The organism is Haloarcula sp. CBA1131 (assembly GCF_008728975.1).
Classification (GTDB): Archaea; Halobacteriota; Halobacteria; order Halobacteriales; family Haloarculaceae; genus Haloarcula; species Haloarcula hispanica.
Genome location: NZ_RPCY01000002.1, coordinates 218,735 through 239,899 on the forward strand (window position 1 = coordinate 218,735; position 21,165 = coordinate 239,899).

The window sequence follows — 21,165 nt, forward strand, 5'->3', positions numbered from 1 at the left end:
GGTCAGGTCGAGCCAGTCCAGTCGTACCGCATGACGAGGTCGTCATCGTCGATCTCGCTGGCGAGTTTGTCCACGAGTTCGTCCCGTTCGAGGTCGTCAAACTGCTCCAGTTCGTACGGCTTGACCGTCACCGGCGAGGACTCGCCCTCGGCGATGCGCTCCTGCAGCTTGGCGACGCCGTAGATCAGCGCTTCGGGGCGGGGCGGACACCCCGGGACGTGAATGTCAACCGGAATGACTTGCTCCGCACCTTTGATGACGTTGTATCCTTCCTGAAACGGCCCACCGGAAATAGTACACGACCCCATCGAGACGACGAACTTCGGCTCGGGCATCTGGTCGTACACGCGCTTCATCCGCGGCGCGAACTTCGAAACGATGGTCCCCGGGACGATAATCAGATCTGCCTGCCGCGGTGATGCCCGAGGGACTCCGGCAGCAAAGCGGTCGAGGTCGTGTTTCGTAGCGAGAGTGCCCATCATCTCGATGGTACAACAGGCGATGCCGAACTGCAGCACAAACATCGAGGACCCCCGGACCCAGTTCATGAACGCGTCGAATTTGGTCAGGATGAACGGGGACGAACCAAGCACCTCCCGAAGTGTAGAATTAAATCGGGCATCCGGGTTTCTACCACAGCATATCCGTTCATCAGACTGTGCGTCGTCCACATTCCGCCGATCACTGCTCATGAACAGCTACGGATAGATAGTGGGATCGGATACGCGAACTGTCGTACACACTAGTGTCTTTATATGGGAGCCGCCACCAGGGCTCGTCCGTGAGATATCTCCGCTTAGAGATCCAGTATGCACCGGAGTATCAGCGTCCGATGCACCGCTTTATGACCGAAAGCGACGCAATCAAACGCGAGTGGCTCGTTACGTGGAAAGTCGGGGTCGAGGACGAGATCGCCTATACGTTGTTTTATATCGTCGGCGATCGCGAACCCTACGAATCGGCGCTTTCTGCGGTCGAAACCATGGAAAGCTACGATATTACACCCGTTCGGGACCAGGCGTTCTACGCGTTCGTCCGTGGCCGGGAGACTGAACAATCACGACAGTTCTACGCGGCGTTCGAACAGCCGACGCTAATGGTGGTCCCACCGGTTGCCTACCGACCGCACGGAGTCGTGTTGTTCGATGTCGTCGGCGAACCCGCCACTCTCGAACAGGTCCGGGATGCACTTCCCGACGGAATCACGGTAAACGTCCAGAAGATCGGCGAATACGATGCCAGCCCTGGAACATTCGCCATCGGCCTCACTTCACGTCAGCGCGAAGCACTCGCCGCAGGACGGGAAGTCGGTTACTTCGACGTCCCGCGAAATGGGAGCGTCAAGGACGTCGCCGAGGAGCTCGGTTGTGCTCCGAGTACCGCATCGAATCATCTCAGAAAGGCGCAGGCACGGCTTGTTGAACGCGTATTCAGATGACAGCTAGCGTAGAAGGTATCGATGCACCACGACTGTGTTTGAACCGCTCGAATAGGAGGAAACAGCAGAACAAGAGGGAAGGGAACAGCAGAACCCAGCGGGTGGATTGTTGGTTATCGCGATAGCTGGCAGACTGGGCTGTCGCTGAACGTGGGCAAGTAGTATTCAGTGATCGGTTGAGTACAGTAACTGTCGCGGCAGATGAGCAGGAGCGCTGCGACGACTAACGTGACCAATGCGGCGCGAACAGTGAATCCCGGACCAGAAGCAGAACCCGAATCGTTGAGCGGGCAGGATGAAACAGAGAACACCACAGTGTCTGCAGTAACACTTCGTTAGAGGTATTCTAAACCCATATTACTGCGGACATTGTGGCGTCTGACGGGGAGGTCTGGTGCATAATCGTGAATAGACACCACGATGTCCGCTGTTCTAGTGGGACAGTTGAGAAATCATGCGCCGATTACTGCGGACATTGTGGTGTTGCTTCGCCTGGGCCACACCACGATGTCCGCTGTTCTAGTGGGGGTGGACACGAGAACAGCGGACACGGCGGTGTGTGCTTGAACAATAGAAGCGCTATAAATTGGCCACAGAGAGTCTGAAGACCGTAAATTAGGCGAGGAATGGGAGAGAACACTCCCACCCCACTTTGTCCGCTGTTCTTCAAAAGAGAGGGAGGGGGGAAGGAAACAGCCTCATTTGATTCGAAGGGTAGTCAATTTAGAACAGCCTGGATACTATCTGAACTTCATCTAGATAGAATCTAGACAGTTTAGATTTTACTTAGTCTCAACTAGATTGTGTCTAGATACTACCCAAATCTTATCTAGACTAGTGAGAGCGTCAAGTATTGCTATAGCGTCTTTCTCTATAGCTATTAAACTGCACTACGGTCTAGCTCTCAGCATAGTATTATAAACTTTTCCTTAATGAATAGTTTTTCTGAGTTACCCCCACCTACCGTTTTCTAGTTACTGCGGACATAGTGGGGTGGGAGGGTCCCGCCATTCTTTTATAAGCAATAGAACAGCGGACACTCCGGACACTGCGGACAGGGGTGGTTTTATGTATGTTCCTTCCAATACATCAGGCAACGACTATGGGGATGTTCGAACGCGACACCGAGATCTACTTGGACCGGGATGCCCTCCGGGAAGACTATCAGCCTGAGAACCTCGTCGGGCGTGACACTGAACTAAACCGGTATCGAGCGGCTCTCCAACCCGTAATCAACGGTGAACAGCCCAACAACATCTTCTTGTACGGTAAAACGGGGGTCGGCAAGACTGCTGGTACGCGGTATCTAATTGACCATCTCGAAGAAGACGCAGCGAAATACGAGGATATCGATCTCACGGTAAAGATGCTAAACTGTGATGGCCTCTCCAGTAGTTATCAAATCGCGACCCGACTCGTCAACGAATTCAGGGACGAAACGAGCCAGATCAGTACGACAGGGTATCCTCGTGCAACAGTGTATGACATGCTGTGGACCGAACTCGACTCCTGTGGGGGGACGATCTACATCGTGCTCGACGAAGTCGACCACATCGAAGACGATAGTATTCTCTATCAACTCCCGCGTGCGCGAGCGAACGACAACCTAAGTTCAGCGAAGATCGGTATCATCGGTATCTCGAACGATTTCTCTTTTCGCGATGACCTCTCCCCGAAAGTCAAGAGTTCACTCTGTGAAGAGGAGATCCAGTTCCCCGCATACGACGCGAAGGAGCTGATCCAGATCCTGCAACAGCGCGCTGATGTAGCGTTTCACGACGGCGTCCTCGAAGACGGCGTCATCGAGCTGTGCGCTGCGTACGGAGCGAAAGACGCCGGTGACGCGCGGCAGTCCCTCGACTTGCTCATGAAAACGGGCGACCTGGCCCGCGACAAGGATACGGATACGATTTCGGAAGATCTTGTTAGAGAGGCCCGCGACGTTCTGGAACGAGGCCGGATTCAGGAAGGTATTTCGGGACTGACCCAACACGGTCATCTGGTCGTGTACGCAATGGTTACGCTCGACCAGGAAGGGAAGACGCCGGCCCGGACACGGGATATCAGACCTCGATACACGAACTTCGCCGAAAAGGCAGGGATCGATCCGCTTGTCCCACGCCGGATGCGTGATCACCTCGGCGAGCTGTCGATGTTAGGTATAATCTCGGCGATCGAGCGGAACGAGGGACGACGTGGGGGAACCTATCGCGAGTACTCTCTCGAAATGGACCCGGAGATGATTCTCGCAGCGCTTGAGAAGACTGTCGACGATGTTGGAATCCACAAATCCGTCACTAACCTCGTTGATAGCGAAGCGACGCTTTCGGACTTCCAGTCCACTTAGGAACGGCGGACATGGTGGTGTCGAAACCGATTGATACGTAGCGGTTTTCAGGAGATAGAACAGCGGACATGGTGGTGTTGCCGCCGGTGATTGGAAGCTTCTATCTTCACTTCAAGAGCGTGTAGAACTACGGACACGGTGGTGTCTAATGGTACCGACGCTACCTTTGATGCCATAATCACTACCGCGGAAGCTACCGATATATCTTTTGAGAATCAAATTTGTAGAATATGTTTGCAGCTACCCCCCTCTTTCAGGAGAGCCATACTGGATACTAGTTTTCCGGGTCAAACGATAGCTTGTTCGAAAATCGGGGACTCTCTCGTCCATCACTGGGAACGAATCTCTCATTTAACCTATCTCGTAATCCCCTCCCGGCACAGCCCAATCGGACCGATTATTGTAGACTGTCGTGGTCTGGGCCTCCGGTGGTAAGAAGTATGCAATTCAGGCGGTGGACCTTTTGGGATATATCGGCAGTGGAGTGCATATGCAAGGAGGCTACCAACCCAGACGAGATGTCCTGTACCCTCGCGATTAGTTCTTTCTTGCACGGCTGGCGTCAGCGGCCGACAGCTGGATCACACCGTCAGCGCGAACTGTGACGATAATGTTGCGGTATCGAAAGGTGATGTTCTGGCTCGCTGAGCCGATTGACTGGTCTGGCTGTGTACCGAATAGTAGTGTCTCAATGGCATCGACATCGATGTAGTCGTGCAACGGCGACTCACGATATGGTTCTGTTCCCGACTGATCGGCAACGGCCTGAACAATGACCGTAGCAAGCTCCTGGTCGCTGGTTGGATCGTACTGAACTTCAGTTAGAGTGCCGTTCGCTCCCACAAATAGTCCCTCATCCCCATCAGCCTCGTCGCTCTGGCTGTCGTCAGTCATCCACCTAGTAAACAACTGGAACGTACATATAATACATGTATGAATATTCGGGCATAATAACTACTCTCTTCAATCCAATCTTGAATGCGCTAATAGCCATTTTGCTGAGCTATACGGTATAGCTATATTACACTGCATTTATCAGTCTATACACACTCAATGAATCCATTCGTGATCAGAGTGGGATATATGTGATAACAATTGTCATGAACTGGTCGGTAGTATCTGCCCGTTGAGGATATCCGCCCCCATGCATCAACTACCCAGACGGAAGTTACTCGGAGCCATGTGTTCGGGATTGATCGTACTCGCCGGTTGCAGCGGCGAGCAAAATAGTGGATCAGATGAAACAGAGAGTGGCGGCGGAGCCGAACCGTCGCCTGAACCCGGTGAGACAACCGGTACGGATACATCGGCGGTCAGCGGAGCCGACGACAGGTCAGCACAGTTCGGACAGGTCACGCGGTTCCCAGAATCGTACGCGATGACAGCTACAATGCAGTCCGGAGGGCAGACCGTCGAGATGACTGGTCGTTTCTATCAAGGGGATATGTACTGGTCGTTTGACCAGCAGGGACAACAGATGGAAATGTACCGTATCGGGAACAGCACGTACACCGTTACTGGAGGGCAGTGTCTCCGGGGAACGATGCAACAGGGGATGGACCGTGACGAGGTTGATCCGGGTCAGTTCTCCGACCAGCCGGAGGAAAACCCAGACATCACGCCGGTCGGCCGGGATACCATCGATGGCGAGGAAGTGTTGGTGTATGAACTCTCTCAGGACGGCTCTCAGGAGCCGGTCACATACTACATCCTCGCGGACTCCGGGTACCCGCGACGCATCGAAGCCGAGTCAATGCGGTGGGACTTCCACTCGTGGGGTTCGGTCGAGCCGATCCGGAAACCCGAAGGAGACTGCCAGTCGATGCCCGGCGGCGGCATGACGGCTGACGGGGGCAGCTAATCGCTCAGCAGGACCTGACTTTGACCGGCTATTCAGAAAGTAAACAGTTCTCGACATACCGCCGAAATTCGGCTCTCACATCGTCGATAGTCTCCTCGTCACTGGTAATCCGTTCCGCCTGAATGCCGACTAAAACCGTGTGGAACAGCGCGGCTGTCTGAGATGGGTCTTCGACATCAAATGCGCCTGCATCAACACCCGCCCGGATGACACGGGCGATTTGTTTTCGAATAAAGTCATCACTTCTGCGAAAGAGGCGATTGTAATCGTCGTCGTGTGCCGCTTGCGCTCGCAGTTCAATTACAGCCTGCGAAAACTCGACATCACTGTTGCTGCTGGTGCCAAATATTTCGTCAACGATTATCTCGATATACTCTTCAGGGGATTGGTTGGGCAGCGGGACCTGATTCTCGACCTGTTCCAGCATATAATCTAGGAGGTCTACCAACAACTCGTCCTTATTGTCGTAATGATGGTATATGAGCGATTGGCTCTTCCCAAACTCGTCACCTATCTTTGAAATAGTAAGATCCGCGTACCCGTGCTGACGTAACGCATAGAATGTAGCTTCAAGTATCTCCTCGCGGGTTCCATCCGGGTTCTGGAAAAAGGATATCTCGTTAGTCATCTTTACGTCGACCGTTTCCTGCTTGTCTACTACGGTTCAAATGGCTCACGGTTTCACCACTCTCTGTAGAGTACTAGACCAATCTGGGTTGTATTTTCTATCATTGAACTGAGTAACGGGTACGGTTGTAGATAACTATATGATTGACTATATATTCAATAACCTTAAGCGTATTGTGGTCCGCTGTCTCAACGGAGCGCACTGGACTGTCCTCAAGCTCACTGTACTCGTACATACATTCCTCCGCTGCCTCACCTTCTAACACCCCATAAGATCTGTAGACCCTGTGTTGACATCGGTGGATGGCGAGGTAATGGTGGCTTTGACTGAACACCAGTTTTCCCTCTGGCCCCGAAAGATACGAAAGCACTATATGTGATTGAACGTTTAGTCAACACCACCAAATGGCTACTCACAAACGAAGAATTCCGAGACGGAGTGTCGCTAGCAACGAGACACGGTTTGAACAAATCCTCAAGTAACATGGCCTCTACAAAGTATAAACTGCTACTTCTGGCTGTAATCGGGATTACCGTCACCAGCGGAACGGCAACCGCTGCGGTCGTTGGGAGCCCCGATATTGCGGCAACGCTTGAAGATGATACCGTCGCTCCGGGTGAACAAAAGACCATAGAAATTTCACTGGTCAACAGCGGGGAACTCGATAGTGGCTCCACTCGAAATCCGGCGTTGAACAACGAGGTAACAACGGCAAAGGGGCTTACTGTGTCACTCGGTTCTGGTGACGCACCCATTTCAGTGAAAAATTCGAAACGAAGCCTCGGCACGCTACAGGCGGGGCCGAAGACGACAGTGCCGTTCGAGATCAGCGTGGACGAAGACGCTAGTTCCGGTACGTACGACGCACAACTGAGACTAAACTATAAGCATACAAGCTACATTTCCGAGGGAACAGGGGCACGAGACGAAGACAGAAAAACTCGCACCGTTGATATTGAAATCGACGTCACCGATGATGCCACCTTCAATGTGACTGATATTGACTCCAATGCACGCGTTGCCTCAACAGGTACGGTGGCAGTTAGCGTCGAAAATACCGGAGATAGCGCCGCACGGGATGCCGCGGTAACGCTCCAATCACAGAATCAGGACCTCGCTGTCAGTGGCGGCGATGCCACCTCACGATTCGTTGATGAGTGGGAACCGGGAGAAGTCCGGACGTTCAACTACCGTGTGAGTTCTGCCGAAGCCGCGGAACCGGAGTCGTACGGATTTGAGCTGTCGGTTGCATTTGATAACGAGGATGGCCTCCGGACACAATCCGTGGGACAGTCCGTCGCAGTCACACCTGACCCGGAACAGCAGTTCTCGGTTGTCAATTCAAGCAGTTCTGTCGCCGTTAGTAACACAGGAACGTACGAGGTTCAACTCCGCAACACAGGCCCGTTGACCGTGAATGACTCCTCGGTTACGTTTGTCTCAGAGAACGCGGATATAACGTTTGGAAAGAGCTCCTCAACAACCGCCTATGTGGGGGAATGGGAACCCGGAGCAGTTCGGACTGTTCGCGTCGATACAACAGCGAGCCCCGATGCCGAGGACCGAAGCTACGCGCTGTCGGCTAACGTACAGTATGAGGATCAAGAGGGCGATACCAGTACCTATGACGATGTCCGGCTAAGCCTCAGTCCTGCGCCTGAGCAGAACTTCGACGTGTCTAACGTCGAAACGTCACTCCAGGCTGGCGAAGACGGCTCACTCAGTGCAACCCTCACAAACACTGGAACGCGTGACGTCGAGAACGTCGTCATCGCATGGGAAAGCCAGCAGTCGACACTGTCGCCAAAAGAATCACAGTACGCTGTTGGAGATCTCGATGCAGGCGAAACGGCCAACTTCAACTTCGGCGTTGACGTGTCCAACAGCGCGGAGGCAGGCGCTCGGCAGTTTGACTTCGGAGTGAGCTACCGCGACGATAACGGCGACAGGGTTGAAGCAGATACACTCGAAGTTCGCTCACAAGTGGCTGGCAGTCAGGACGAATTCGACATCGAAGTGGAAAATTCAACGCTCGGTGTGGGCCAGGACCGGTCAATTACGTTTACAATAACCAACACAAAGAACAAAACACTGACCAGCATTGAGGGGAAGGCGTTCGTCAATGATCCGCTCAGTAGCAGTGACGATGAAACGTTCATCGCTGAACTGGCCCCCGGAGCGTCAGAAACGGTCTCAGTCCAACTCTCGGCGGGCAGCGACGCGCTAGACAAGACCTATCCGCTCAATCTGGACTTCCAGTATGAGACGCCTGACGGCGAAAAACGGGTTTCGGATACCTACAGTCTCCCGATAGAAGTCACGGACCAGTCCGGGGACGGTGGGACGCCACTGTGGCTGGTTGGTGGCATTGGACTCCTTGCCGTTGTTGGCGGCGTCGTCTGGTACAGGCGGCAGTAACCGTCTGAAGCTAACATCTATGTCACAATGCTAGAGTATCAGAAATACATCGACGTATTAGACGATTGGATTGTCAACCGTGACAAGACAGTCGTCGCTGTGTTCATCGTCACAACGCTCGTTCTGTCGGCGGGTTTCGGCATGACTGCGACCGACTCAGGGACATCACAGTTCACTGACGGCGTTCCCGCACAGGAAGCGTTCGACGAGGTCAACGACAACTTCGAGCGCGAACCGTTCGGCGAAGGTACTGGCTCTACGACGCTTATCCAGAAGGACCAGAACGTCCTGTCGAAGCCGGCTATCCTCAACATGCTGAAAGCACAGCACCGGCTCGAACAGCGCGAATCACAGGACGTTGTTGGCACGACGAGTGTCGCACAGGCCGTCGCCCAGACGCTCAACCCGGACGCAGAGACACTGCCCGAACAGATCGATACCGTAGAAGCGGCCTCACAGACGGAGATTAAGTCCGCCACCCGAACCACACTTGAGCGCCAGCCGGCAGTTGCAGGGCTACTCAGCAACGATCTAAACCGAGAGGAGCCGTCGGCATCTGCAACACTGACGACTGTCACACACGAGGTTTCAGGTGTCTCAAGCAGTGCTGGGACAGAGGGGTCATCACCACTGACGCCCATTCAGCAGGAAGCGGAGTTCATTGTCAGCTCGGTTGACGGTGATATCTCTGTCTTCGGCAGTGGACTCATCTCCGCAGAGCTGAACAGTGTTATCTCCGATTCGTTGGGACTCGTCGTCCCAGCCGCTGTTGTCCTGATTCTGTTCTTCCTTATTATCGCATACAGGGATCCGTTTGATCTGCTGATTGGCCTCGTCTCCCTTGCGATGGCGATTATCTGGACATTCGGGTTCATGGGATGGGCCAGTATCCCCTTCACGCAGATGCTGATCACGGTCCCGCCGTTGCTCCTTGCCATCGGGATTGACTTCGGGATTCACGCTGTGAACCGATACCGCGAAGAACGGATCGAGGACGTCGAACCAACACCCGCGATGCGGACCGCAACTGACCAGTTGCTCCCAGCGTTCTTTATTGTGACAGGAACGACAGTGCTGGGATTCGCCGCAAACGGGACTAGCCAGCTCGGCCCGATCCGTGACCTCGGGTTCGTGGCCAGCGTCGGGATCATATTCACCTTCCTCATTTTCGGTATCTTCCTCCCGTCGTTCAAGCACTTCATGGACCGGCAGCGTGTGCGATACGACCTCCCCGAATTCAGTATCGCGCCGATCGGCTCTGAGGACTCCGCAGTCGGCAAGTCGCTAACTGTCGGCGTGACAATCGCCCGCCGAGCCCCGTACATATTCTTTGCCCTCGTCCTGGTGTCTACGGCGGCCATGGGGGCGTATGGAACTGGGATTGATACCCGGTTCACCACTGAAGACTTCCTCCCACCGGAGGAGAACCCCGGATACGTCGAGGTTCTGCCGGAAGCTGTGGCTCCGAGCGAGTACACAGTCACGAAGCAGATAAATTACCTTGAAGACACGTTCGAGAGCGGTGAGAGTGACACCGTAACGATATACGTCGAAGGGTCGTTACAGGACGGAACGGCGCTCGAGGAGATCCACCGGGCGAACCAGGACCCACCCGACTCCTTCGTTACAGCCGGCGGGAGTGCAGATACCACAAGCATACTTACGGTGATTAACCGCTACAAGCGTGCTTCACCCGAGTTCCGCCAGCTCGTCGAACAGAACGATCAAAACGGTAACGGTGTCCCCGACCAGAATCTCCCGACCATCTACAACGCGCTGTATGATTCGCCGTACGGCGACCGGGCGGAGTCGTACATGACTGATGACTACGCGCGAACGCGCATCGTGTATTCCGTCGAGTCTGATGCGAGTCAGCAGGAAGTGACAGATGATACGAGAGCCGTTGCGGATGAGTTCCGGATGGAAGCGACCGCAACCGGCAGTGTTGTGGTATTGAAAGCTGTCTCGGACGTAATCGCTGAATCTGCGTACATAAGTCTGGCTCTCGCAATTCTCGCGTCTGCAGCGTTCCTGTTTTTCGCCTACTGGCTACTTGAACGGCGTCCCGGGCTGGGCGCTGCGAACCTCGTGCCGATACTGCTCACTATTGCCGCCTTGGCCGCGACAATGCGGTATCTGGATATCCCGTTCAACGTCCTCACCGGAACGACGTTATCAATCGGAATCGGGCTTGGTATCGATTACTCCGCTCACCTCGTGCATCGGTTCTCGGAGGAGTACCGTGGCGATACTGGCTTGCTCGAAGCACTCGACATTAGTGTCCGGGGAACAGGTGGTGCGCTGGCGGGTAGTATGGTCACCACCACATCTGGAACCGGCGTGCTCGTCCTCGCGGTTGTCCCGATCTTGGGCCAGTTTGGATTGTTAATTGCAGTCAGCGTTCTCTATTCATTCGTGGCGTCCATACTGGTCCTCCCGACGTCAATCGTCATCTGGGACCACGGTCGTGGAACGCTTGAGACACTGCTCTCATCGCGCTCGACACGGAGTGTGAACTAATGCGGCCCGCTCGTTTCGGTTTCCGCCCACCTGTGGCACATGATGAGCAAATTGAGCGGCTTGAGAAAGATCGCTCCGAGGCAGAGCCTGAGGAATTGGCACCGTGCTGTCAAGCTATCTACGATCAGAGCGGAGGACTGTCTGTATGACTACAGATGGTGACGCTCTGGGTGCAACTGAAAAAGAGATTATGCACGCAACCCATCGAGCGCTGGTAAACAGTGGATACGCTGAACTCTCCATCTCGCTTATTGCAGACGAACTCGACAAGGCCAAATCGACGATATACCACTATTACGACTCGAAAGACGACCTGCTAATCCGGTTTCTCAGATTCACTGTTGACCGATTCGAGGCGACAATCAACACGACCATCGGTGACCACCCGAAAGAGGACCTCCATCACATCATTACGACACTCCTCCCGTGCCAGCTAACCGAGGAGAAACGGCAGCTTCACAGCGTTTTAGTTACGCTCTCCCCGCAAGCGCTGGATCAGGAGGTGTTTCGCGAACAGTTCACCGAGATTGATATTCGACTTACTGCAATCATCGAGAAAACTGTTCGTCGAGGGATAGAGGCTGATGTGTTTCGCGATGTGGATCCGACACACATGGCCGAGCACATTCTAGCAATGATTAAAGGAACGATGTATAGCCGCCTCACGACCAATCGCGAAGCCGCAACAGGAGCAGCGAAAGCCTCCCTATTTTCGTATATCGATTCGCATTTGATTTCGTAGCGCCTGTCGCCATGGTCGTCGCCGAATTTCCTCTCTCACACGGCTTGGACCAAGCCGGTCAATAGCTCTTTCCGGCGGAGTGCGGAGCACAGAAACGTACCCCGGGCTGCTATAGTACAATTGAAACGAGTTACACACTGATCGGACTGCCGTCGTGCGATCAGGTATGCATTGATTTTCAATGGTTACTATAGTTCTCCGATACTGTGCTTAGATCGGCAACGCAAGGCGGCGGGACCGATTACCACCCTCTGTTGTACTGCAGTCAGTAGCCGAGGTGCTCGCGGATGAGCACAACGGTAGTGCGATCCTCTTCGAGCTCCTGGCGGAGGATGAGCTGTTTGGCAATCGCGGAGTCGACGCCGTAGGCCTCCTTCGCGCGCTCGTTTTCGAGTGGGTACGCGACGTTTTCCAGTCGGTCGAGCGCGTCTTCGAGTGTCGGCACGATCTTGTTCACGCCGCTGACGATGACCACGTTACTGGCAGCGAACGGATACGCACCGATACGGCTCCCCGAGCGGTCTGCCGCGACGAGTTCGCCGGTCTGGGAAATACCGTTGATGCCACCGAGGAAGTAGTCGGCCGTTTGCGACTTCCGGCGGGCGGCCTGCCGCTCTGCGTCGTCGTCGATACTCCAGATCTCGTCGGGGAGGCTCTCCCACTCGTGGTCCCCGTCACTCAGGTACTCGACGAACCCGATCTCTTCGAGCGTCGTCGAGTGGCCGTTCATCACAGACGCCTCTGTAGGGATGAGTGACTGAAGTTCTGCGAGCGCATCATCAGTCGAGTCAACGACGATGACATCGAACCCGTTTGCCTCGAGGTTCTCGACGGTCTGCTCAATGGTCTCTTCCGAGGCCAGTTCGTCCAGTGATTCGTCAATATCGGCGTCGTCTGCGTACTCTGATTTCTGTTGAGACATATTGTTTCGCGGTAGGTGTATCAGCGTCAACATGAAGGCGTAGCTAGTACAAAAGTGCTCGCGGACACCGATGTCTGGTAGTTACATCGGTGATACCCCGATCACCTGACTGGGTGTGACACACGGCTGTACTTTGTCCGGAAACAGCACGAGGTCTCTGATTGCTGACTGCGATATCAAATGCTGAAAACCGGGGGGTAGCATATATTGCCCTCCATTCATCATGTTATGCTATCAATGCAAATGGCTCGTAAGGAAACTACAGACACTATTGGGACACCCTCGAAAATGGTACTGTTCTGTCCGGACTGTGATTTTGAGAGTGGTATGATCGGGGGCGACTGGGACGTTTCGAGCACCGGATATGCGACAAGCTATCACTGCCCGCAGTGCCAGCACTCGTTCAGCGTTTCCAATCGCCGGTGACGCCTGAGCAGTACGGGCGACGCATAGCGGCTCGATATTTCACGGTCTGAACATCGTACACACCGTGTTACGTCGAAAGGGAGGAATCACTAATCTGTTTTAGGCCCACCTGAAAAGCGATGACACGTAGACGCGAAGTACTTGCAGGTAGTGTTGGATTGGTGGCTTCCCTCGCCGGTTGTTCCAGCGGGAGCTCCGATGATGGAGGAACCACCGGGGATGGGGCCGCGAGTGCCCAAACAGACCAGGCCGAAGCCACGGCAGATACCGAGCAATCGACTCCGGAAAATTCAACGCCGTACACCGTCGAAATTGAGCCCCACGGCGAGTTCACGTTCGAAGAAATTCCCGAGTCGTACTCGGTCATTCCCAGTGTCTACCTCGATATCGGGATGGCGCTCGGCATCCAGCCTACCGCCGCGACCGACATGGCACGGGCGCCACGGAAGTTCTACGACATCCTCCCCGACGTTACGTTCAACGAGGACGACATCATGGCGCTGGCGGCCGGCTCCGAGTCCGGCTACGACAAGGAGAACTTCTACGCTGCCGGCCCCGCTGTCAATCTCATCGACCCTCGGGGATTACGACGTTTCACCGACTGGGCGGACTCCGATATTCAGGAGATCGAGGAGGCCACCGGTCCGTTCGTCGCCTCCTCGATCCGCTTCGGCCCCGAACATCCCTTTGGGTACGAGCAGGAAACCTACCACGAACTCTACGACGTTTTCGAGAAGATGGCGGCGGTCTTCCAGCGCCAGGCCCGGTACCGGGCCTGGGAGTCGCTGCACGACGAGTTCATGGCGAACATCAGGTCTGATCTCCCCCCTGAAGACGAACGCCCCTCCGTCATTGCGGTGTGGCGCGGCGTAGACCCGACTTCCGGCCAGTTCTATCTCTCTGATATCCACAAATACCACAATCAGACCAAGCCCCTCTCACGGCTCGGGCTCAGGGACGGTTACGATGCTGAGATCCCTGGCGGTGGTACCGTCGGTTACGAGGAACTCCTCAACCACGATCCAGATTACATCGCTGCCGTGGGCCGGCTCACAACCGCAACTCACGACGAGTTCGTGACCAACGTCGTCGAGCCGTTCGAAAACAACCCGAACGGTCAGGACCTCACCGCCGTTCAGGAAGGTAACATCATCCGCATCGGCGGCCAATACCAGGGTCCTATCGTCGATCTTTTCGCCACGGAGGCCGCCGCCAAGCAAGTCTGGCCCGATCGCTTCGGCGAGTGGCCAGGTCCTGTCCGCGACGTCCCTGACGAAGAGAAACTGTTCGATCGCCAGGCGGTCAGTGACATCATCAACGGAAACATCTAACGCGATGGCGAAGGTATTCGACCGACTCACGAACCTACGCGCAGGAACTACCGACAGGTACGAGGTCTCAAAGCTCGCCCTCATTATCGCCGGCAGCCTCGCCGTCCTGCTCGGGTCGACGATACTGCAGGTGAGCTTCGGCGCGTACCCGTTGACGCTGGTCGAGGCGTGGCAGACGGTCTTCGACCCGACGGTACTGTCCAGCCTCGAAGTCTGGCGGTGGGCGTTTCTCGGTGCAGCGGTCCCGGAGTGGTTGACCCGCCAGCAACTCATCGTCTGGAACCTCAGGCTGCCCCGTATCCTCGTCGGCGTCCTGGTCGGCGCAAACCTCGCAGTATCGGGAGCGCTTTTTCAGATAATTACGCGCAACGAACTCGCGAGCCCGTACATCCTCGGCGTCAGCGACGGGGCTGGATTAGTCGTGTTGCTCACGCTAACACTCCTCACCGGACTGGTGCCGTTCCTACCGATATTTGCGGCTGCCGGTGGCGGACTCGCGTTCCTGCTCGTGTATGCTATCGCGTGGAAGAACGGTACCAGTCCCGTCCGACTGGTGCTTGCAGGTGTTGTGGTAGGCACCGTCTTCGGGTCCGTCCAGCGTGCGCTGTTTTTCTTCATCGACGATCTCGGCGTTGCGATGTCCGCGCAGGCGTGGCTCTCCGGGACTCTGATGAACGCTGGGTGGGCCGAGGTACGAATCGCGTTGCCGTTCACCGTCCTTGCGATGGCGCTCGCGTTCGCCGTTACGCAGGAACTGGATGTACTGGCACTCGGCGAGGACCGAGCGGACTCACTGGGGATGCCGGTCGAGAAAGTCCGGTTCGCTATCGCGGGGATCGGCGTTCTCTCGACGGCGGCTGCCATCGCTGTCGCCGGCCTCATCGGGTTCGTTGGGCTCATTGTTCCCCATATGGTCCGTAATCTCGTCGGTAGCGATTCGAAGCTGCTGCTTGCGGGGTGTCTGTTCCTCGGACCGGCGCTGCTGGTCAGTGCAGACGTGGGTGCACGGCTCGCCTTGAGCCCCGTCCAGTTGCCGGTGGGCGTCATCACCGGCATCGTGGGCGGCCCGTACTTCCTCTACCTGATGCGGAAGAAAACCGACCTGGGTGAAGTCTGATGGCTGACGGTCGGCCCTCACAGATGGACGGAGAGACAGTCGAACACAGGTCCGAGGCCGGAACACGAGCCGTCGATAGCGCCGGTGAAACGACATCGGAGTCGGCCGCAGAAATCGACGGGACCGATCTCGTTGTCGGGTACTCTGGACGGGACGAGCCTGTCATCGACGGCGAGTCGATCGCCGTCCCACCGGACGAAGTGACCGCGCTCATCGGCCCCAACGGGAGCGGGAAGAGCACGCTCCTGAAAGCGATGGCGGACAAGATTTCGCCCGACGACGGAACCGTCTTTGTCGATGGCCAGACGATCGACGAGTTCGGGTCCAAGGAACTCGCACGCAAACTCGGCTTGCTCTCCCAGGAGAACGTCGTTCCGACCGGTATCTCGGTGGGTGATCTGGTCGAGCGCGGACGGTACCCACATACTGGGTTCTTCGAGTCGCTGTCCGACGAGGACCGAGCCGCCGTCGACGACGCGATTCAACTTGCCGGCATTGAGAACCTCCGTGACCGCGATGTCGACAGCCTGAGCGGCGGCCAGAAGCAACTCGTCTGGATTGCGATGGCAATCGCTCAGGACACGGACGTGTTGCTGTTGGACGAGCCGACGACGTTCCTCGACCCACAGCACCAGCTGGAAGTGATGCAGATAGTCGAAACGCTCCGGGATGAGAGTCAGATAACGGTCGTCCTCGTACTCCACGATATCGCACAGGCAGCGCGGTACGCCGACAACATCGTCGCACTCAAGGACGGCTCGATGTACGCCCGCGGCCCGCCAGAGGAGGTGGTCACGAAACAGTTGCTTGCTGACGTCTTCGAGATCGAAGCGGCGGTTCTGGAAACCGAGTATGGGCTTCAGGTGATTCCAATTGACCCGGTCACCGACGCGCAGGCGGCACACACCACTGTTGGTCCTGTTCCCGAGGACGTTCCGGATACTGATCGGGAACCGTGACCGGTGGCAGCACCACTCAGACATCCAGAATTCGTCAGAATCGACATCACTGATCTAGTCGTCAGACGGTTCGGGGGGTACGATTACTCTGTTTGTTGAGAGAGCCGAACGGGTCCCCCGCTTTCCGGCTCCTCCATGTCCGTACGGCCCGGTCGCTCACCACTGGATGAGCGGATTTGATACCACCGAAAATCGGGTTACCGTGGGGAGCGAGCCTCAGTCGTCGCTTGGCACAGCCTCGACGGATTTCTGTCCGTCGTCCTGCCAGCTAAAGAAGCTTGCCAGCGCCGGCCCGGTGATGTTGTGCCAGACGCTGAACAGCGCCGGAATGAGTGCGGCTGCAGGCTCGAATAGCGTTGTCGCCAGCGCGACGGCTAGACCGCTGTTTTGCAGCCCCACTTCGAATGTACAGGTCCGAACGCGGTCTTTCGGCATTCCAGTTGCCCGCCCGACACCGTATCCCGAGCCAAGCCCGATCGCGTTGTGGGCGACGACCGCCACGAGCACAAGCAGACCAGCCGTGAGGATGTTGTCCACGTTCGCGCCAACGACGCCAGCGACAATCGCAACAATCGCGGCGACACTGATAACTGGGAACACGTCGGTGCCGATTTCAGCGGCTTTGGGCGAATAGCGGTCCAGCAAATACCGGATTGTGAACCCGAGCAACACCGGAATGATGACGATCTGAATGATGCTCTGAAACATCTCCGCAAAGGTGACGTTGATCTGTTCGCCGAGGGTAAACACTACCCAGGCCGGCATCACGATCGGCGCTGCAAGGGTGGTAAGCGTCGTGATCGCGACGGACAGCGCCACGTCACCCCGACCGAGATACGCCATCACGTTCGACGCGGTCCCACCGGGAGCGGCACCGACCAGAATGAGACCGATACCGACAGCGTCCGGAAGATCAAGGAGGACATACAGCCCGTACGCAGCGGCAGGCATCACCAGCCACTGCGTGACAGCGCCGATACCGATATCGACCGGTTCCTCGATTAGCCGGTGAAAGTCCGCCGGTTGGAGCGTCAACCCCATCCCGAGCATGATTAGCCCGAGCAGTGGGGACACGTAGTCCAACACTGGGACGAACGGGTCCGGCCTGACGAGAGCGATCCCTGCCAGAAGGATTACCCAGACAACGAAGTACTTGCTCGCAGCCCGACTCACCGCTCGAAGCGTCGATGTCGAAGTCACATATCTGGATGATGAACAATGTAGAAAAAGCTTACTTTGGATCTCTGTACTGTCGGACGACGAACACACAATGTGGGACGGCCGCTGGTTCTCTGGACTATAGTAACAATTGAAACGAGTTACACACTGATCGCACTACAATCGTGCGATCAGGTGTGCATTGATTTTCAATGGCTACTATCGCTATTGTTGGGATCGAGATTGATATCGACGCGCAGTGAGTCTGTCCGAGAGCGAACAGAGCCTCCCGTGGTGAACTGCTCACGGAGTGGTATCCACCTGGCCATTGATAGTATCGTCCAACCCGTCTACACTCAATCTATTCCATGGTCGCTTGCTCAGACAGCGCTTGGATAGATACGAAGATGTTCCGCACGTTTGACTATATTCTCATCCACGACGAAGCCAAACCAAACTTACTTCGACTTTTGAAGATATTTAATATAGGGTAGGACTTTACTGTATAGTTCGCCGATATTCTACTGCAGCTATGCCGACTGATGCACAAAACCCAGGCAAGCAGCCTGACATAGAGTCCGTGAGGAATCGCTCTTTGATTACAAAACTAGCTACGCTGACGAGACCAGTCAGGAATATATTTCTCTACAGTTCCGTGTATCTCGCAGTTATTGCGATGGCGGAAGCAGTCCTTGTGAGTGAACTACTGGCGCTCCCTCTAACGCCGGCTCCGATTGTGGCAGGACTGCTCACGTTCGCAGTGTATGGCAACGACCGGTTGGCAGACTTAGAAACTGATGCGAAAACGTCCCCCGCACGGACTGCCTTCGTGCGCCGATATCAGAACGGCTTCTACGTTCTGGCGGCTATCGCATACGGCCTTGCTGTGGCCCTGTCTGCATTGGGTGGGCCCATCAGCTTTGGTCTATCGCTGTTACCGGGTATGTGCTGGATTCTCTACGCCTGTGACTGGATCCCTACCCTTCCGAGCGGTACCCAGCGACTGAAAGAGGTCTTCCTTCTCAATTCAACTCTCGTCGCTGTAGTCTGGGCGCTCGTCATTGTGTGTCTGCCGCTAACGTACGTTGGTGCGCCCGCTTCTCCGGCGGTCGGTGTCGTGTTCCTGTTTTTCGTATTGGCGACGTTCGTCAATACAGAAATCCCGAATGTGCGCGATAAGGAGGGTGACAGCGAAATCGGCGTCCGGACGCTCCCGGTTGTGGTCGGTGTTCGCTGGACTAAGTATATCCTCTACGGAATCACGGGTCTAACAGCGGTTCTGCTCGGTGTTGCGTTTGTTGCAAACATCATTAATCTCAGGGAAGCGGTCGTTCTCTTAGTTAGTTTGCTCTTCCTGAATGGCGTCATCTTCTGTCTTAACCGAACCGAAAACGAGAGTGCACTTACGGTCGCAGCAGAGTGTACTCGCTTACCAGCGTTTGTTGTTGTGGTCTTCCCACTGCTCGGCCAGTAGCACTATCATATAAATTACCTTTATTTGTAAAGCAACTCTCTTCCGCAAGTATTCGGCCCTCTGATGGCGATTCTGTCAACCTTAGATACTTTCGAAGGCAAATAGGTTATAACGATGGCGCCCGATTAATCTTCAACATAGTTGTGTTCTCACTGACGCTGATGAAGATGGTGTTGGTCGCCACGATTGCGGTCGGCGTTACGGGCGGCCTCCTTGCCTGGAAAGAGCGCCCAGAACCCGGCGCTGACCCACTTATTCTGCTCCTGGCAGGCCAGTGCTGGTGGTCGGCCACGTTGATCTTCCGGATTGATGCAGCGACGCTGAGCTCGAAGGTTTTCTGGGTCGATGTCTCTTGGATCGGTGTTGCAATCATTCCGATAGCGTGGCTGCTTTTTTCGCTCGAATATGCTGGCTATACCGAGTATACGGCCCGCAAGCACATCCTGCTCTACTCGATCGTCCCTGCAATTACCGTCTTTCTGGGACTCACGAGCCACTCCCACCAGTTACTGTACACTAATTCGGTCATCATTCAGGAACATGGAATTGCGACGTTGAACAGAACGCCGGGTGTCTGGTTTTGGATTATAGCCGGCTATACGTATCTGCTGGGCCTTCTCGGGGCACTTCCGCTGTTGAAACTCGTTACGAGTCAAGTGGACCCGTTCCGCGGCCAGAGCTTAGCGCTCCTTCTCGGTCTTCTGGCACCCTGGGTGACGAACGTCCTCTTTTTGATGGGCTCACTCCCATCTGCCGGTGTCGATCCGACACCGATTGCCTTTGCCGTGTCCGGTCTCGCGTATCTGGGCGCACTCACCAGGTTCCAGCTCTTCGGTGCAAATCCGACGCCGATACGCCATGCTCGCAATTCGCTGTTTCAGCAGATGCAGCAAGGGGCTCTCGTGTTGGATACGCACGACCATATCGTCGATATGAATGACCAAGCTACCACTGCCCTGCAGACGACGCCCAACGAAGCCCTCGGCCGACCACTTGAACAAATCAGTCCGGATCTATCGGCGCTCGGTAGCGCAACACAGGCCGGGCAAACGATTTACCGTCCCAATGGGGTGTCCCAGTCGTACGACGTCTCCGAAAGTCTCGTAACAGATATCCATGATCGGACTATCGGCCGGGTCATTACCTTACACGATGTGAGTAACCTTCTCCGTGACCAGCAACGGCTAGAGGTTCTCCACCGGGTCTTCCGGCACAACATCCGAACGAACGTGCAAGTCATCCTCGGTAACGCTGCGTATCTAGCCACGCACAATAGTGAGTCGAAGGCCGCAACCCTGCAAGAACACGCCGTCGAAATCAATGAACTCGGGGAAAAAGTCCGTTCGGTTATCGATATCTTTGAACAAAGCCGGGAGGAACGAGATACTCTCAGCCTGAACTCTATTCTCGACGAGTGTCTCGACTCGACCAGCGAAGCGTATCCCGAGGTCACGTTCGAGTATGCTTCCGGGCAGGCCGATTTCGCGGTGGATTGCCTGTTTGATGTCGTCTGTCTGAATATCATTCAAAACGCCGCTCAACACAATACCTCTCCCGACCCTGTTGTGTCAATCGAGGTCGAACGGGACGGCGAATACGTTCAGGTCACTGTCCAAGACAACGGGCCCGGTATTGACTCCAACGAGCTCGCTCTCGTAGAACATGGCTCGGAAACGCCGCTAAAGCACGGGAGCGGATTCGGGCTTGCACTGGTTGTGTGGGGAACTGATATCGCAGGTGGGACCGTCGATATCGAGTCGAGTGAGACGACGGGAACGACTGTCATCCTACGGATTCCGATTCTCTCATCAAAATAAGTAACCG

At 55.5% G+C, this 21,165-nt stretch carries 16 protein-coding genes; 11 read left to right on the forward strand and 5 right to left on the reverse strand.

Translation table 11 applies throughout. The features are described 5' to 3' along the window. Positions 1-2: 2 nt before the first annotated feature. A complete protein-coding gene (locus tag Har1131_RS16370) occupies positions 3-692 on the reverse strand; it encodes an NADH-quinone oxidoreductase subunit B (protein ID WP_050038387.1) in 690 nt (229 codons plus the stop codon). A 152-nt stretch (positions 693-844) separates the two neighbouring features. Between Har1131_RS16370 and Har1131_RS16375 the strand changes: the two genes are divergently transcribed. Further along, positions 845-1,438, forward strand: coding sequence for a helix-turn-helix domain-containing protein (locus Har1131_RS16375; protein WP_050038461.1), 594 nt, complete (start codon positions 845-847; stop codon positions 1,436-1,438). A 1,102-nt stretch (positions 1,439-2,540) separates the two neighbouring features. Beyond that, a complete protein-coding gene (locus Har1131_RS16380) occupies positions 2,541-3,785 on the forward strand; it encodes a Cdc6/Cdc18 family protein (RefSeq protein ID WP_004594978.1) in 1,245 nt (414 codons plus the stop codon). 537 nt (positions 3,786-4,322) lie between these two features. On the opposite strand, the gene Har1131_RS16385 is transcribed toward Har1131_RS16380, so the two are convergent. After that, a complete protein-coding gene (locus tag Har1131_RS16385; RefSeq protein WP_014030998.1) occupies positions 4,323-4,679 on the reverse strand; it encodes a HalOD1 output domain-containing protein in 357 nt (118 codons plus the stop codon). A gap of 496 nt (positions 4,680-5,175) precedes the next feature. Here Har1131_RS16385 and Har1131_RS16390 point away from each other — a divergent pair, with 496 nt between their 5' ends. Continuing rightward, the gene (locus tag Har1131_RS16390) at positions 5,176-5,646 is read left to right on the forward strand and encodes a hypothetical protein (protein WP_225308151.1); all 471 of its coding nucleotides are present in this window, start codon (positions 5,176-5,178) and stop codon (positions 5,644-5,646) included. A gap of 28 nt (positions 5,647-5,674) precedes the next feature. Here Har1131_RS16390 and Har1131_RS16395 read toward each other — a convergent pair whose 3' ends face one another. After that, positions 5,675-6,274, reverse strand: a complete 600-nt coding sequence (locus tag Har1131_RS16395; protein ID WP_008311719.1) for a TetR/AcrR family transcriptional regulator — start codon at positions 6,272-6,274, stop codon at positions 5,675-5,677. 483 nt (positions 6,275-6,757) lie between these two features. Here Har1131_RS16395 and Har1131_RS16400 point away from each other — a divergent pair, with 483 nt between their 5' ends. From Har1131_RS16400 to Har1131_RS16410, 3 genes are all read left to right on the forward strand, one after another. Next, complete coding sequence (locus Har1131_RS16400; RefSeq protein WP_014031001.1) at positions 6,758-8,692, forward strand: COG1361 S-layer family protein; 1,935 nt, start codon at positions 6,758-6,760, stop codon at positions 8,690-8,692. A gap of 27 nt (positions 8,693-8,719) precedes the next feature. Beyond that, the gene (locus Har1131_RS16405; protein ID WP_014031002.1) at positions 8,720-11,212 is read left to right on the forward strand and encodes an RND family transporter; all 2,493 of its coding nucleotides are present in this window, start codon (positions 8,720-8,722) and stop codon (positions 11,210-11,212) included. Between the two features lie 145 nt (positions 11,213-11,357). Then, positions 11,358-11,954: a TetR/AcrR family transcriptional regulator gene (locus tag Har1131_RS16410; RefSeq protein ID WP_014031003.1), complete on the forward strand. Its 597-nt coding sequence runs from the start codon at positions 11,358-11,360 to the stop codon at positions 11,952-11,954. 265 nt (positions 11,955-12,219) lie between these two features. Here the strand turns inward: Har1131_RS16410 and Har1131_RS16415 are convergent, their stop codons facing one another. Further along, positions 12,220-12,876: a lactate utilization protein gene (locus Har1131_RS16415; RefSeq protein WP_008311726.1), complete on the reverse strand. Its 657-nt coding sequence runs from the start codon at positions 12,874-12,876 to the stop codon at positions 12,220-12,222. Between the two features lie 545 nt (positions 12,877-13,421). Here Har1131_RS16415 and Har1131_RS16420 point away from each other — a divergent pair. Genes Har1131_RS16420 through Har1131_RS16430 form a run of 3 tightly spaced genes read left to right on the forward strand, consistent with a single transcriptional unit; the run spans position 13,422 to position 16,709 of the window. Further along, the gene (locus Har1131_RS16420; protein WP_050038386.1) at positions 13,422-14,633 is read left to right on the forward strand and encodes an ABC transporter substrate-binding protein; all 1,212 of its coding nucleotides are present in this window, start codon (positions 13,422-13,424) and stop codon (positions 14,631-14,633) included. A 4-nt stretch (positions 14,634-14,637) separates the two neighbouring features. Then, positions 14,638-15,750 carry an iron ABC transporter permease gene (locus Har1131_RS16425; protein WP_014031006.1) on the forward strand — a complete coding sequence of 371 codons (1,113 nt, stop codon included), beginning with the start codon at positions 14,638-14,640 and terminating at the stop codon, positions 15,748-15,750. Beyond that, positions 15,750-16,709: an ABC transporter ATP-binding protein gene (locus tag Har1131_RS16430; RefSeq protein ID WP_014031007.1), complete on the forward strand. Its 960-nt coding sequence runs from the start codon at positions 15,750-15,752 to the stop codon at positions 16,707-16,709. The genes Har1131_RS16425 and Har1131_RS16430 overlap by 1 nt, the downstream gene beginning before the upstream one ends. A gap of 216 nt (positions 16,710-16,925) precedes the next feature. Here the strand turns inward: Har1131_RS16430 and Har1131_RS16435 are convergent, their stop codons facing one another. Beyond that, complete coding sequence (locus tag Har1131_RS16435) at positions 16,926-17,882, reverse strand: bile acid:sodium symporter family protein (protein WP_050038460.1); 957 nt, start codon at positions 17,880-17,882, stop codon at positions 16,926-16,928. 517 nt (positions 17,883-18,399) lie between these two features. On the opposite strand from Har1131_RS16435, the gene Har1131_RS16440 reads away from it, so the two are divergent. Both Har1131_RS16440 and Har1131_RS16445 read left to right on the forward strand, forming a co-directional pair. After that, complete coding sequence (locus Har1131_RS16440; RefSeq protein WP_064289058.1) at positions 18,400-19,341, forward strand: UbiA family prenyltransferase; 942 nt, start codon at positions 18,400-18,402, stop codon at positions 19,339-19,341. Positions 19,342-19,508: 167 nt separating this feature from the next. Next, complete coding sequence (locus Har1131_RS16445; protein ID WP_225308153.1) at positions 19,509-21,158, forward strand: histidine kinase N-terminal 7TM domain-containing protein; 1,650 nt, start codon at positions 19,509-19,511, stop codon at positions 21,156-21,158. Positions 21,159-21,165 lie beyond the last annotated feature (7 nt).

Excerpts from the sequence above, each read along its gene's own strand:
- Har1131_RS16395 (WP_008311719.1), bottom strand. The coding sequence starts at position 6,274 with ATGACTAACGAGATATCCTTTTTCCAGAACCCGGATGGAACCCGCGAG.
- Har1131_RS16415 (WP_008311726.1), bottom strand. The coding sequence starts at position 12,876 with ATGTCTCAACAGAAATCAGAGTACGCAGACGACGCCGATATTGACGAA.
- Har1131_RS16375 (WP_050038461.1), top strand. The coding sequence starts at position 845 with ATGACCGAAAGCGACGCAATCAAACGCGAGTGGCTCGTTACGTGGAAA.
- Har1131_RS16430 (WP_014031007.1), top strand. The coding sequence starts at position 15,750 with ATGGCTGACGGTCGGCCCTCACAGATGGACGGAGAGACAGTCGAACAC.
- Har1131_RS16400 (WP_014031001.1), top strand. The coding sequence starts at position 6,758 with ATGGCCTCTACAAAGTATAAACTGCTACTTCTGGCTGTAATCGGGATT.
- Har1131_RS16445 (WP_225308153.1), top strand. The coding sequence starts at position 19,509 with ATGGTGTTGGTCGCCACGATTGCGGTCGGCGTTACGGGCGGCCTCCTT.
- Har1131_RS16420 (WP_050038386.1), top strand. The coding sequence starts at position 13,422 with ATGACACGTAGACGCGAAGTACTTGCAGGTAGTGTTGGATTGGTGGCT.
- Har1131_RS16390 (WP_225308151.1), top strand. The coding sequence starts at position 5,176 with ATGCAGTCCGGAGGGCAGACCGTCGAGATGACTGGTCGTTTCTATCAA.
- Har1131_RS16405 (WP_014031002.1), top strand. The coding sequence starts at position 8,720 with ATGCTAGAGTATCAGAAATACATCGACGTATTAGACGATTGGATTGTC.
- Har1131_RS16425 (WP_014031006.1), top strand. The coding sequence starts at position 14,638 with ATGGCGAAGGTATTCGACCGACTCACGAACCTACGCGCAGGAACTACC.
- Har1131_RS16440 (WP_064289058.1), top strand. The coding sequence starts at position 18,400 with ATGCCGACTGATGCACAAAACCCAGGCAAGCAGCCTGACATAGAGTCC.
- Har1131_RS16410 (WP_014031003.1), top strand. The coding sequence starts at position 11,358 with ATGACTACAGATGGTGACGCTCTGGGTGCAACTGAAAAAGAGATTATG.
- Har1131_RS16370 (WP_050038387.1), bottom strand. The coding sequence starts at position 692 with ATGAGCAGTGATCGGCGGAATGTGGACGACGCACAGTCTGATGAACGG.
- Har1131_RS16385 (WP_014030998.1), bottom strand. The coding sequence starts at position 4,679 with ATGACTGACGACAGCCAGAGCGACGAGGCTGATGGGGATGAGGGACTA.
- Har1131_RS16380 (WP_004594978.1), top strand. The coding sequence starts at position 2,541 with ATGGGGATGTTCGAACGCGACACCGAGATCTACTTGGACCGGGATGCC.